Origin of the sequence: Sorangium sp. So ce204 (assembly GCF_051526795.1) — a bacterium.
Lineage (GTDB): Bacteria > Myxococcota_A > Polyangia > Polyangiales > Polyangiaceae > Sorangium > Sorangium cellulosum_B.
In genome coordinates, this window is sequence record NZ_CP150317.1 from 9,720,969 (window position 1) to 9,734,651 (window position 13,683).

General features: G+C 67.3%; 11 protein-coding genes. 5 read left to right on the forward strand and 6 right to left on the reverse strand.

Translation table 11 applies throughout. The features are described 5' to 3' along the window. Positions 1–85 precede the first annotated feature (85 nt). The 4 genes from WMF22_RS36510 (at position 86) to WMF22_RS36525 (ending at position 5,828) form a co-directional block, all read left to right on the forward strand. A complete protein-coding gene (locus tag WMF22_RS36510; RefSeq protein ID WP_437294570.1) occupies positions 86–256 on the forward strand; it encodes a hypothetical protein in 171 nt (56 codons plus the stop codon). A gap of 519 nt (positions 257–775) precedes the next feature. Continuing rightward, positions 776–3,241, forward strand: a complete 2,466-nt coding sequence (locus WMF22_RS36515; RefSeq protein WP_437294571.1) for an arylsulfatase — start codon at positions 776–778, stop codon at positions 3,239–3,241. A gap of 386 nt (positions 3,242–3,627) precedes the next feature. Continuing rightward, complete coding sequence (locus WMF22_RS36520; RefSeq protein WP_438032742.1) at positions 3,628–5,124, forward strand: thrombospondin type 3 repeat-containing protein; 1,497 nt, start codon at positions 3,628–3,630, stop codon at positions 5,122–5,124. A 242-nt stretch (positions 5,125–5,366) separates the two neighbouring features. Beyond that, a complete protein-coding gene (locus tag WMF22_RS36525) occupies positions 5,367–5,828 on the forward strand; it encodes a macro domain-containing protein (RefSeq protein ID WP_437294573.1) in 462 nt (153 codons plus the stop codon). A gap of 54 nt (positions 5,829–5,882) precedes the next feature. Here WMF22_RS36525 and WMF22_RS36530 read toward each other — a convergent pair whose 3' ends face one another. The 3 genes from WMF22_RS36530 to WMF22_RS36540 form a co-directional block, all read right to left on the reverse strand. Then, a complete protein-coding gene (locus WMF22_RS36530; protein ID WP_437294574.1) occupies positions 5,883–6,113 on the reverse strand; it encodes a VF530 family DNA-binding protein in 231 nt (76 codons plus the stop codon). A 121-nt stretch (positions 6,114–6,234) separates the two neighbouring features. Continuing rightward, positions 6,235–6,681 (reverse strand): DUF2147 domain-containing protein, encoded by a 447-nt coding sequence (locus WMF22_RS36535; protein WP_437294575.1) that lies wholly within the window; start codon positions 6,679–6,681, stop codon positions 6,235–6,237. Positions 6,682–7,218: 537 nt separating this feature from the next. Further along, the gene (locus WMF22_RS36540; RefSeq protein WP_438032743.1) at positions 7,219–7,941 is read right to left on the reverse strand and encodes an SAM-dependent methyltransferase; all 723 of its coding nucleotides are present in this window, start codon (positions 7,939–7,941) and stop codon (positions 7,219–7,221) included. A gap of 357 nt (positions 7,942–8,298) precedes the next feature. Between WMF22_RS36540 and WMF22_RS36545 the strand changes: the two genes are divergently transcribed. Continuing rightward, positions 8,299–8,436, forward strand: coding sequence for a hypothetical protein (locus WMF22_RS36545; protein WP_438032744.1), 138 nt, complete (start codon positions 8,299–8,301; stop codon positions 8,434–8,436). A gap of 101 nt (positions 8,437–8,537) precedes the next feature. Here WMF22_RS36545 and WMF22_RS36550 read toward each other — a convergent pair whose 3' ends face one another. The 3 genes from WMF22_RS36550 to WMF22_RS36560 all read right to left on the reverse strand — a co-directional run bounded on the left by WMF22_RS36550 (position 8,538) and on the right by WMF22_RS36560 (position 13,473). Beyond that, entirely contained in the window at positions 8,538–9,674 is a 1,137-nt protein-coding gene (locus WMF22_RS36550; RefSeq protein ID WP_438032745.1) for a formylglycine-generating enzyme family protein, read from the reverse strand. 746 nt (positions 9,675–10,420) lie between these two features. Next, positions 10,421–12,508: a caspase family protein gene (locus WMF22_RS36555; protein ID WP_438032746.1), complete on the reverse strand. Its 2,088-nt coding sequence runs from the start codon at positions 12,506–12,508 to the stop codon at positions 10,421–10,423. Between the two features lie 182 nt (positions 12,509–12,690). Further along, positions 12,691–13,473, reverse strand: coding sequence for a M12 family metallopeptidase (locus tag WMF22_RS36560; RefSeq protein WP_437294579.1), 783 nt, complete (start codon positions 13,471–13,473; stop codon positions 12,691–12,693). Positions 13,474–13,683: the final 210 nt, after the last annotated feature.

The following is a 13,683-nucleotide window of genomic DNA, read 5'->3' on the forward strand; positions in this document are numbered from 1 at the left end:
GGCGCGTGTACGCCACTGCGGGCCGGTCTGTCATTGCCAGGGCGGCGTGTGGTCCTGCACGACGCCGGCCGCGTGTCAGCCCCCCGTGTGCCCCACGGACAGCGAGGCGCTGCTCATGCTGGACGGCGCGGCGTGTCCGGAGCACGTCGGCCTCGAGCGCCCCAAGGCGCCCGGCTGCACCTCCGTGCGCTGCACGTGCGCGCTGAATCCGGAGACGGGAACGGCCTTGTGGCAATGCCTCACGTTCCCCTGCTGAATGAGCAGCGATGCCCCATGGAGTCATCGGCGGCTCAAGGAGCACGCGGATCGTCGCGAGCGCGTCCATCAACCCCTCGTTGCGGAGGACTCCATCCGTCTCCACCACGCAATAAAAAGCGCGCGCCGCATCGATAGCCGCTCCGATATCGCGCTCATGGTCGCGATGAGGCCGCGACCGCGAGCGCCGCCGGCGGGCCGTCACCCCCGTCGGAACGGCCGTCACGTCCCCTCGGGACGAGCCGTCACGTGCGCTCGGAATCGGCCGTCATGTCGGCCAGGAATACGTCCTCACGATATAGCGCCGTGGATCGGGATGAGGTTAGAGGGGTGGATCAGAGGGAGGACGCCGCTGAAGGCCCTGATGCGCCGCCTTTGATGGACGTCTCGGACGTATCGTGTTCCTGAAATCAGCGAGCTATTCTTCCTGAGCGCTCCGAGAGCTTCATCCAGTACCATTTTCCATACCTTCAATCATTTCATATATTCCTTGGCAACTTCCCATCGAAAGGAGTCACCCATGCCGTTGGATCGAGACCTTCTGAAGCGCGAAATCCTGCCGATTCCGGATCGTCCCTATGTCGGCCCGGTGATGTACAACGCCCAGGACCCAGCTTCCCACTTCCCTCCCATCGAGCCGATCAGACCGCCCTCGAAAGCCCCCAACGTGCTCCTCATCCTGCTCGACGATGTCGGCTTCGGCGCCGCGGAGCCCTTCGGGGGGGTCATTCATACCCCGACAGCCAAGCGGCTCGCCGAAGGCGGACTCAGATTCACCCGTTTCCACACGACAGCCCTGTGCAGCCCGACGCGCGCCGCCTTGCTGACTGGCCGCAACCCCCACTCCGTGGGCATGGGTTGCATCACCGAGCTGTATACCGGCGCGCCTGGCTACACCTCGATGATCCCCAACACCGCCGCCTCGATCGCCAAGATCCTCAGGTACAACGGCTACTCGACGGCTCACTTCGGCAAGTGCCACGAGGTGCCCGTCTGGGAGACCGGCCCATCGGGGCCCTTCGACCACTGGCCCACCTACATGGGCTTCGAGAAGTTCTATGGCTTCGTGGCAGGCGAAACCAACCAGTTCTACCCTACCCTCTACGATGGAACGACCTACATCGAAACGCCTCACGACGGGGACTACCACCTGACCACGGATCTGACAAACCAGACCATCAAGTGGATCGAGCAGCAGACGGCCATGGCGCCGGACAAGCCCTTCTTCATCTATTTCGCGCCCGGCGCGACCCATGCGCCCCACCAGATCCCGGACGACTGGCTTGACGAGTACAAGGACAACGAGGACTTCGCCAAGGGCTGGGACGAGCTGCGCGAGACGATTTGCAAGAAACAAAAATCCCTTGGCGTCATTCCAGAGGACGCGGAGGCGGCGGTCAACGAAGACGTTCCAAAGTGGGACGATGAAATGTTCGACGGCATGAGGGATTCCCTGCGCCGCGAGATGGAGCTCTACGCCTCTTTCCTCCAACAGACCGACGAGGAGGTCGGCAGGGTGATCAAGACGCTCGAGGACCTCCACCTCATGGATAACACGCTGATCATCTACATCCTCGGCGACAACGGCGCTTCCGCCGAAGGCACCTTCATGGGCACCTTCAACGAGATGATCGGCTTCAATGGCATCCAGAAATCGCTCGACGAGCAAAAGACGATCATCAAGGACAACATAGACAAGTTCGGCACCAAGGAAGCGTACAATCACTATGCCATCGGCTGGGCCCAGGCCATGTGCACGCCGTACAAGTGGACCAAGCAAGTCGCCAGCTTCTTCGGCGGCACGCGCAACGGCATGATCGTCCATTGGCCAGGCCACATCGACCGGGGCGACAGGGGGCTGCGCCACCAATTCACTTACGTGATCGATGTACTTCCGACGATCCTCGAAGCGGCCGGATTGCCGGAGCCGTTGAGCGTCGACGGAGTGCTGCAGATGCCCATCGAGGGTACGAGCTTCCTCCGGACGTTCAGGGAGCAGAATGCGCCCGAGTTCCGCACGACCCAGTACTTCGAGATGTTTGGCAACCGTGGCATCTACCATAACGGCTGGACCGCCGTCACCCTCCACTCGAAACCCTGGGACTGGGAATCCAACCCGGACTACGAGAAGGATACGTGGGAGCTCTACTACACGTACCCGTGGGGCGAGAAGTCGCCGCGTAAGGTGGACTGGACCCAGGCAAACAACCTCGCCCAAAGGGAGCCCGAAAGGCTAGCGCAGCTGAAGAACCTTTTTGAGATCACCGCGGCCCGATATAACGTCTTTCCCCTCAACGACGAAAAGACAGAGCGCCTAGAACAGTCGCCCCCTCCGGTCGACGCGAAGCAGAGGTACGTCGACGGCAGTTTCGTCTCCGACCCGTGCGTGATCAACAACTTCAACCGCTCATTCATGATCACGGCAAAGATCGAGGGCCCCCACGGGGAAGCGCCGAATGGCGTGATCCTCGCCCGGGGCAACGATTTCGGCGGCTTTGGCCTCTATGTCAAAAACGCAAGGCTTACTTACGTCTACAACTACCTTGGGCTCGAACGGTACTACGTCCAAGCCGAATCTCTGCTGCTGCCTCTGTCCGAAGCGTACGAGGTCCGCATGAAGTTTACCTACACAGGCACGGATACTGGCGAGGGCGGCAGGGTGGAGCTCCTCATCAAGTGGCCCAGGGAGAACGACTTCAAGACGCTCACGCTCGTCCCGTTCCCGGCCATCGGTGAGGACCCGCTCAACTATACACCGAAGGATATGCCGCCGGGCCATATCCTCAAGACCAATCCGATCATCTTCAACGTGGACGCCTTCCTGATGGTCGGCAAGAAGACCGGCGGCCCGTTGTGCCCCGACTTTGCGGGTAGCGGGAACAACCGCTTCCCCGGCAAGGTGCACTGGGCGGAGATCGAGCTAACGGGCGAACCCGCCATGGTGAGCCCCGAACACAGATTGCACGCACTGGAGGCGATCCAGTGACACGTTGACCCGGCCAAAGGGTACGCGGTTCTCCAGCTTGCGCCCGCGATCGTGCAGGCAGGTAGCGGCTACTGCACGACGACCTCCTGCGCGTCGGACATCGCTGCAGCGCGCCGGAGGTCGAGTCGGCTGTTCCCAGGTCCTGGTCTTGAATCTGTGTGACGTCATCGAGACAGCTGCGAAGCGGCTGCTCGACAACGTCGTCTAGATGACGGTCCACCCACTGCCGTCTTCTCGTCGCGTCCGACCCGGACCGCGGCTGGATACGGGATCTCCGTCGGGCCCCCCAAACGCCCTGGATAATTCAGCAGATCCGCCGGGTTAACCCGCATCGGGGCGGCCCCTGGGCCTTTCACTCTCTCCGGGTTTGGTCTAGGGTACGCCCCATGAAGCGCCTCGCATCGATTCTCTCCTTCTCCACGATGGTCTTGCTTCCAGCGGCGGCGTACGCCGCGGCGGAGAAGCTCCTTCTGATGGAGGTCGTCGTCTCTCCGACACAGGCCGAGTCCGTCGCCATCCGGAACCCCGGAGACACGCCGATCGTCCTGACCGATTACTATCTCGCCGATTACAATACTTACCACAACGTGGTCATCGCCGGGGCACCCGCCGGCACCAGCGACTTCATCGTGCGATTCCCCGCCGGTGCTGTCATCCAGCCGGGTGAGACCCAGTACGTGTCGATCGCCGGCGGCGAGTGCTTCCGGACCTCGTGCGGCGCGACGAGCGCGTTCACCGGGTACGGGGTCTATCCCACGTACGAGATCGCAACGGGCGACGCGACCACGACGAGCCCCGCTGTCCCTGACATGCTCGTACCGGTCATGAACGGGGTCGGCACCGCGTGGGGGTTCACCAACGGGGGCGAGCCGGTCATTCTGTTTTACTGGGATGGCATGACGAACCTCGTGACCGACGTCGATTACGTGTTTTATGGAACGGCGGGGACCCAGGCACCGGTGAACAAGACGGGCGTCACGGTCAACGACTCGACGTATCTGCCGGATACGGCGGACATTCCCGCGCTGCACGCGCCCCTGTCGATGAATGCGACAACGGTCAACACGTGTCGCGTGGACCTCGCGGAGACCGGCCAGGTCATGATGGACAGCAATGGCGTCAACGGCCGCGACGAGACCAGCGAGCCCTGGGCGACGACCTGGACCGCGTGCGCCGTGCCGAGCGCCGCCGACATCGACCTCGACACGGTCCTCAACAGCATGGATAACTGCCTCACGGTGTCCAACACCGCGCAGATCGACGCCGACGCCGACGGCGTCGGCGACGCCTGCGACAACTGCCCGATCGTGGCCAATATGGCGCAGTCGGATGTGGATGCGGACGGCGTCGGCGACGCCTGCGACAACTGCTCGACCGCACCGAACCCCGGCCAGGCGGACTCCAATGGCAATGGCATGGGCGACGCCTGCGACGCGTCCGGCGCGGGCGGCGGGGGTGGCATGGGTGGCGCCGGCGGCAACGGCGCAGGCGGCGATGGCACCGGCGGCGCAGGCGGCGATGGCACCGGCGGCACCGGCGACAATGGTAGCGGCGGCACCGTCGGCAATGGCAGCGGCGGCGCCGGCGGCAATGGCACCGTCGGCAATGGCAGCGGCGGCGCCGGCGGCAATGGCACCGGCGGCAATGGCACCGGCGGCACCGGCGGCGATGGCACCGGCGGTATGGGCACTGGCGGCGACACGACATCCGCGACAACGGCCGCCACGACCGGTACCGGCGGCGCGGGCGGCAGCGAGGATGACGGCGGCTGCGGCTGCCGCGTGACCGGCGGCGAGTCGCCGCGGGGCGCGTCGTACGCTTCGCTCTTCACGATCGCGGCGGCCGCGCTCGGCGTGCGGCGCCGGCGCTCGCGATCCCGGTAGAGTTGCCCCGGCAGCCGAGCTCGGATCGCACCCCGTCGGAAGGCATGGCCCTGACCCGGGCCCAGCGGTCAAGGGCCGCGCCTGGGGAGCTCGCCGTGGCACGGGGGATGCCGGTGCGGACGTACCGGGCGGGCCGGGACGGCGCGCTCGAGGTGGCGGGGGCACAGGCGGCTGCTCGCCTCGCGTTCGCGGGCCCGTCGGGATCTCACGAAGCCGACCGCGGCGGTGCTAGGGTGCGCCGCGTGCCGACGATCTTCACCAAGGGCGATCTCCTCAACACCCCGGATCTCCACGCGTACGCGCACGGCGTGAGCTGCGTGGGCACGATGGACACGGGGATCTCCGTGACCTTCAAGAAGCGCTGGCCGGGCCTGCTCCCGGCGTTCGAGCAGCGGAGCGCCGAGCGGAAGCTCCAGCTCGGGGAGGCCTTCGTCTGGAGCGAGGGCGGCGACACGGTGTACACCCTCGCGATCCAGGAGAACGCGACGAAGAGGCCCTCGCTCGCCGCGCTCGAGCGCTCGCTCGCCGCGATGGTGACGCACGCCGCCGGAGCGGGGATCGCGCGGATCGGCGTGCCGCGCGTGGGCGCCGGCAAGACCGGCCTCGAATGGCTGCGCGTCAAGAGCATCCTCGTCAAGGTCGCCACCGACAAGCCGGTCACGCTCGTGGTCTACGAGCAGTTCGTGCGCGCCCCGGGCGCCTGACGACACAGCGCCGCTCCCGGATCCCGGTGTTCGGCGTGCGATCGAGCGGGCCGGTCACGGGATGGGCTTGGCTTTGTCCCGCAGGTAGAGGGCCTCCACCTGCTGCCGGGCCCACGGGGTCCGTCGCAGGAAGTGAAGGCTCGATTTGATGCTGGGATCGTACTTGAAGCAGCGAATGTCGATCATGCGCCCGAGCTGCTCCCAGCCATGCTGCGCGACCAGGTGCTCGAGGATCATCTGGAGCGTGACACCGTGAAGAGGATTGCCGGGCTGGGGCTGAGTCATACCGATGCTCGGGGGGCGATCGCCCCGGAGGTCCAGCGTGAGCCCGCGGTGTAGCACGTCGCGCGGCGGCCGCCGCCCCCACGCCGCCCGCGCGCGGCCGACGGCTGGTCGATGAAAAATCTTACTTCTTCAGCCAGGTCTGGGTCCTGCCGAGGAGGGAGATGCCCAGGAAGCCGCGCACCTTGAGCTTCTTGCCGCCCTCGATCGCCTCGAGCTTGCAGCTATAGGTCTCGCCGTTGTTCGGATCCAGGATCGTACCGTCGTCGTACTCGTCGTCATCGCGGACCATGTTCCTGATGATGACGAGCCCCACGATGGGCTTGTTCTTGTCGGCCCCCTCACAGGCGGTGCAGATCTTCGGCTTCCCCTTCTCGTCGAGCGGCTGCTTCAGGCTCACGATCTTGCCGAAGATCTTCCCGCCCCTCTCGTAAATCTCGACCACCGACTGCTCGACCCCCTGCTCATCGATCGTCCGCCACTGGCCGGTCACAGGGAGAGGATCCGCGAGCGCGAGCGAGGTGGCGAGGGAGCAGCCCAGGGCGGCAAAAAGACCCAAGAACCTCTTCATGTCGTCACAACTCCTTTCATCGGTCGGCGAAGCCACGGCGTTCGGCCCTGGCGTGGTGCTTGATTCGCATGTCGGTGCGCGCCGCTGAGCGCGACATGCCTCGGAGGGCGGACGGGGCGCCGCGCCGTTTGTTCATCGGGCCGGAGGGAGCGGCGGCGGGAGGCAGGGCTCCGGTCAAAGGGGGAGCCGAACGGTCGACACGGCTCCTCTCGCAGCAGCCCCGCGGCGCGGTGGACGTCATTTTTCCCTCCGAGGGTACCGAGCGGGTTCGTGGAGCGCAACGGCGCCGTGCGGCGGCGCGCCGGGGCGCTTGGTGGCCAGAGAACGGTTGATTCCACGGGGCTGGATCCCGCCGCGGCCGAGCCACCCACGGCCTGCGCCTCGGCCGCGCGCGTCCGTCCGTGCTGGGCCGGTGTGATCCCGCCGGCAGAGGCGGTCATGTAAGGTTCTCTATGTCAACCAGCGCGCGCAGCGTGGCCGTACGGTCGGACCGGCGCCCGAAGCCCGCCAGAGCAGCATGCCCCGCGTGTCGCCGCGTCACGCGCCGAGCGTGGATGGCTCGTAGCGCGTCACCCAGGTCTTGATTTGCAGCTCGCAGAAGATCAGGCGAGGCGCAATGAAGCCTGCCTGGGTGAGGAGCGCGAAGACCTCGGCGTCCGAGGCCGGCATCTTCAACGACGCCATGGCCTTCCGTCGTTGCTCCGCCGCCTCGGGCGGCCGCCCCTCCGCGAGGGCCCGCCGGTCCTCGACGGCGCTCAGCAGCGGATCGTCTCCAGTCCGACAGCCGATCACGAACGGCGCCCCCGGCTTCAGGCGCCCGGCGACCTCCCGCAGGAGCTCGAGGCGCGCCTCGTCGCCCGGGACGTGGTGCAGGACGCCGATCATCTGGGCGCCGTCGAACAAGGGCCCGTGCGCGAGATCGCGCAGCTCGCAGGCATGCAGGCTCGTCCGCTCGAGGAGGCCTTCCGCCGCGAGCTTCTCTCTCGCGACGGCGACCATCTCCGGCGCGGGGTCGACGCCCGTGAAACGAACGCCGGCCCCCGCATAACGCGCGAGCGGCTTCACCTCGCTCCCGGTCCCGACGCCGACGATCAGCAGCGACGCGGCCTCCTCGTCGGGGAGCGCAGCGGCGATCACCTCGGCGATGACCTGCTGCATGACGCCATAAGCCGGCCAGAAGCGGCGCACCTGGTCGTCGTAGCTCAACGCTCGCTCGCGCCCGAAGTTCGCTGCGTGTTTCCCGTGCTCGTCCGTCTTCATCACGCCTTCTCCTCGGCGGACGGGTCGCCCGGGCCGCCTTCAGCAGAGGAGTATCACCCCTCTTGCGGCCTCGACAGGGCGGGGGTTTCGATCCGATTGGCGGGGATTTCTGTCGCGACCCCAGCGGCTCTGAGCACCCCGTGCCGGCACGAACGCCGTCGCTCCAAGGGGATGAGGTGGACGAGGTGGCGGCCCGGGTCGTCCACGAGACGATCGGTCGCCTGCGCGGGCCACCGGTGACACCGGAAGGGTGAGCCGCGCGACGCGAGAGCGCTGGCCGCTCCGCGCGCTCGCTCCTACCAGCCCGAGCCCGTCACGCCCGTCGCCAGGAGCTCCTCGACGGAGTACCAGCCGTCGATGTCGAGCGGCGGCGCCGGGGCGCGCGGCTCGCGGATCTACGGCGTCCTCGCGCACCGGGCCACGACGCCGCGGGCGCGGAACGCCGGGTCGAAGTCGACGCGGAAGGACGAGACCAGCTCCGACGCACCGACGTAGAAGCCCCCGCCCCGGATCACCCGGTCCGAGGAGGGGGTTAGATTTGCACAATCATTGCACGATGGGTCGTACGGGTTCTCGTACCAATCCAGGACCCACTCCTACAGGCTCCCGCCCAGGTCCGCCTGACCCCACTTTCCATCGCCCTTCGGCGACTTCGACCCGACCGCCAGAACATCGCTGAACGCGCACGAAACGTCGGGCCCGCAGCCATACACCGCGTACGTGCTGTCGATCGTCGTCGAGCTCGGCGGCATCGACCACGGATATACCCGCTGCCCGTCCGCTCCGCCGCCTCCCGCCGCCGCGTAGTTCCACTCCGCCTCCGTCGGCAGCCGGCCTCCGTCCCACGCGCAGAACGCGAACGCGACGTACCAGTCCAGGCAGTTCATCGGAAGGTGCTCGTTCGCGCCGGAGCCATCCGTCCATGTCTGGTAGGTCGACTCGCACTTCACCGCGGTCTTCAATGCCGCTGCGCCGGCGGGCAGGCTGCTGTCCCACGCCGCGTTCCACCCGCTCCCCGGGATCTTCGGGTGCGCTCCTGCTCCTGCCCTGGGCTCGCTCCCGGGATAGGCCTCCACGAACTTCCGGAACCGTCCCACGGTCACCTCGTACCTGTCCAGCAGGAAGCCGCTCACCGTCGCCGGATACGCCGGGTCGTTGCTCCGGTTGAACGTTCCCGCAGGTATCGCCGCACCCGTCGCGCAGCAGCTCTCGTTGCGCCCAGGACCGCACGTCTCCGTCAGCCCGACACAGCTCCGCGGCACGCACATCCCTCGGTCGCACGCTGGCGCTGCCGCTCCACACGGCGCCGCATCCTCCCATTCCCCGCGCTCATCGCAGCGCTGCGGCCGGTTGTCGGTCGCCGTACACCGCACCTGCTCCGGCCCGCACTCCCCGCGGCACTTCCCCTCCACGCACGCCTGGTCCACGCACTCCTTTCCCCCGGGCGTACACTCCACCTCCACGCCCCCGCCGTCTCCGCCGTCTCCGCCGTCTCCGCCGTCTCCGCCGCTCCCGCCGCTGCCGCCGCTTCCGCCGCTCCCGCCGTCTCCGCCGCTCCCGCCGTCTCCGCCGCTCCCGCCGTCTCCGCCGCTCCCGCGCCGCCTGCCTCGCCGCCTGCGCCTGCGGCTCCTCCGCTCCCGCCGCTGCCCGCCGCCACCACGGAGTAGCTGGGCTCCAGCCCCGCCAACCACCCGCACCCGCCCGCCGTGAGCGCCCACCCGGCCCACAGCCATCTCGCGCCCTTCCGCTTCGCCATGCTCAGTCCTACTGCCGCACCGCTCCCCCTGTCCACCGGCGCGCGCCTTCCGCCTCGTGCTCGGCCACGCCGCCAAGGATTCGGATGCTCTCCTGTAAACGTCCGGGCACACGTCGTGTCATTTCGGATGCCCTCCTGTAAACGTCCGGGCACACGCAGTGTCATTTCGGATGCTCCCCTGTAAACATCCGGGCACACGTCGTGTCACTCCGTCCGGTGCCGAAACGCCGCGCCCATGACAGGCGTGCGGGGCTTCGCGCGCGCCTTGGTTCCGGGCGTCCTCCCGGCGTCCCCGATCCCTGGCGGGATTTCTGCCACGCGACGCTAGAGCGACAAACGGGTTGAAACCACGAGAAAAAGCAGGAATTTCACAGGGAGGCGGGGAGGCGGGGAGCGAGAGACGGCAAGAGGGAGAAAATCATTCTTTTCTTCCTCCCCGCCTCCCTGTGAAAATTCTCCGGGTTTCAACGTGATCGTTGTTCTAGCCGAGCGCCCCCGAGGCGGCCGCCGGGCGGAGGCCCTCGATCAGGGCCGCGCGATGGCGTGGCGCGCCGCGGACAGGCGCAGCGCCTCGCCCTCGTCCGCGAGCGACGCCGCAGCCATAGCGGCGTGACCCAGCCGCAGGAGCGCGTAGGCGAGACGAGCTCGCCCGAGGCGGACCTGCGCTGCTCGTGGGGATCCATCCTGCCATCTTCACCGCTCGACCCCCGATCCGAAGTGGCTCTATGTCGCTGTCATTCGCACCACCACGACGGCCGCGGTCCAGCGCTCCGATGCGCCGCGCGGGTGCTCGCCCCTTTCCCCGACGCCGCTCGCTATCTCGGCGAAGGACGTATCACGCTTGAGATAATCGAGCGACGCTGTGTTGTTCGTCGTCGCGATCGCCACGAAGCGATCCACCCCGAGCGATTGTCCCGCCGAGAGCGTCGCGCACATCGGATCCCCGAGGACGCCGGAGGAAGACCAGAAGGTCTTCCGGCTCTTCCTCGCGATGGGGTAGCGACTCGCGTGGATGTTCACCCGCCCCTCGCTGTCGCAATTGACGAGCGTGAGCCACAGGTCAATGTCCGATGTATTCTCGATCTGGATACAGTAGCAGTCCCCGAGCGCGATCCACCTGTCGTTCACCGCGTCGAAGCGCCCCGCCTTCACCTCGTAATTGGGCTGTTTGGCCGGCTGCAGCTCCGGCAGCGGCGGATTGTGGACCAGCTCCGGTGGCAGCACTCCGCGCTGCTCGTTGCAATCGAGGAGCCTCATCTCGAGGCAATCGGCCAGATCGGTGCAGTTGCGCGCGATTCGCAGGGGCGCGGCGTACAGGTAATAGTGCTCCACCAGAGCGACCGCGATGTCCGCGGCGCCGGCCGCCGGCGCGGTGTTCGCCAGGAAGGGCAGCGTGGGCACGGGCGGCCCGGGCTCCTCCCCGGTCCCGTAGATGTCGTCGGTGATCGCCCACGCCTTGTCGGAGCGCTGCACCAGCGTGATCTGGCCCTTGTTCCCCGCCTTCGCGATCTCCAGGAACGGCGAGGCGGCGAGCCGGTTCGCCATCGCTTCGTCGTATGGTGCGAGCGCCACCACGAGCTTCGCTCCCACTCCGGGCCGGATCAATCGACCGCGCAAGACCGCGCTCGGAGGCGACGAAGGCGGTGGCATCGCAGGATCGGCCTTCGCATCCGACGTCGCGCGGCCGGTCGAAATCACGCGAACGAGGCCGATTCGCTCTCTCAGATCCTCCGGCGTGCCGACCGGCGGGAATACGGCCGCCGCCCCTGGCGACCCCAGCTCTGGATAGAGCGCCACGACCGCGCCCTCGGTCACGCCCACCAGGGATCCCGCGTTGAGTCGATAGGTCGCGCTCGCCGCGTCGAAGGTCACGGAATAGCCGATGTCGCCCGCCTCCGGCGGCCCGCCGAACACCCGTCTCACCGGGTTGCTCGAGAGCCACGGGTGCTGGTACGCGTTCATCGCCTCCACCCTGGCGGCCACCGTGCGCCAGATCTGGCCCCAGCGCAGCTCCGACAGCGTGGTATCCTCGAGCGCGCTCAGCTGCTCGACGAGCGCCCGCGTGAGCAGGCCATGCGTCTTTTGCTGCCGGCCCGGCGCGGGAGGCCCACCGCCGCTGCCGTCCGACTCGCGGGCCCGCTCGTCGTCGAGGCAGGCCGCTACCACCATGAAATCACCCGAACCGACGCCCAGCCTCCTCGCTGCACCTCGCTCCCCCGTCGCCGGAGGCGGCGCGATCTCGGGCCGAAGCACGATCGGCCGCGGCGACTTCACGTACCGCGGGCGTGCCCCCTTCTCCGGCGCGGCGCGCGTCGCCCCCGCGGAGAAGCAGCAATCGAGCACCACCGTCACGGCCGGCGTTCGCTCCGCGATCTTCCCGAGCAGCCTGTTCAGCTCCCAATCGAAGACGAGCCTCTCCCCCTCCGCCACATTGCTGTCCGTCGCCAGCAGCGCCTCGCGATAGTAGCGACCGTTGTCCCTCGGATCGATCACCTCGCTCCGCGTGCCGTGACCGGAGTGATAGATGAACACCCGGTCGCCCGGCTTCACCTCATCGCCGAGCGCGGTGAGCGCCGCGATCAGGTTCGCCCGGGTCGGCCTCTGCGTCGGCACCGTCGTCGGCCGTGGCGGGCCGCCGCGCAGAGGGGCGGCGAACCGCTTTATCCGGTCCGCCGGAACGCCCAGCCGATTCAGCAGCAACTCCTGGATCTCGTCGATGTCATTGACGCAGCCGCGGAGCGGGTAGACTCCGCCGGAGTAAACGTCGATACCGATCAGCACGACGTGGTAGCTCGCCGCGGCGCGTTCCACGGGCGAAGAGGACGGGATCTCAGGCTGCCTCGTTCCCCTGGGAGCGCGGGGAGCAGCTGGCTTGGTCTTCCTGGATTTCATGGCGAGCCTTCACGGTCGGAGACTGCTGAGCATCAATCCGCCGCGCGCGACGGTCGCGCGCGGCGGACGCCTGTGGCCCTAGCGCTCGGCGCGGCTCAGCGCTAGGGCTTCGGGTATTCGCGCGCGACGAAGGCGTAGTCTGTCTCGCTGATCGTCTCTCCGCCGAGGATCGGTATGCCGCTCTTCGTGCACTCGCCAGGGATCTGGTAGGCCATGATCGATTCCTGGTCGGGCATGGTCGTGCCGAAGAACGAGCTCTCCTCGAGCGGCGTCAGCACCTGGAAGATCACGTCTTCTCGGCTCCAGCCCTGGGTCCGCATGAAGTAGTCGACCGTCTTCTCGAAATCGAGGAGCTCGACGAGCTGCGCGCGGAGGTGCTCGTGCGGAAACCCCAGCGTGTGGCCGAACTCATGAGGAACGACGCGTCTGAACTCGGACTCCGGCGTGCGCAGCGTGAACCCTTGGAGGTTCATCGTCGGCTGACCCGGGTGGTTGAGGATATCGATGCCGAGCCACGACCAGTAGCCGCCTGCGCCACGCGCGATGCGGACGTTCGCGCTCTCCGCGAAGGACTGCGTCTCGACGAACTCGATATTGCCAGTCTTGTTCCACATGTTCGCGTACGCGAGGATTTTGCGCCGCAGCGCGGGCTCCGGATTGTCGAGGAACCCGACGGTGAGCCTCACCCCCCTCTTCGGCCACCGCAGCCTGATGACGAGCGCGAGCTTGCCTTGCTCGGTGAGATCGATGTCTTCGGGATCGAAGCCCGGCGGCAGGTTGTCCGGGCGAATGGCCTTCGCCTGCGCGGCCAGCTCCTTCCATTTTTCCGGCGGCGGCAGCTTGGGAATGCAGACCGGCACCTGACTTGCGAGCGTATTTCTCATGGCGACCCTCCCACATGACCCTGCGTGGCTACTTTTTTCTTAAGGCGAGCTGACCGCAAAGCACAGCTCCCCGGCGCTCACCGTCGCGGTGCCGACGCTCTCCGGCACCGCGCTCCGCTCCCGGAGAGCCGATCAAGGCGCAAAGATGACTTCGAGAGAGAGCGGCGGCTAACCGGACGGCTGCCGGCGACGCGTTGGGCCACGCCGGAG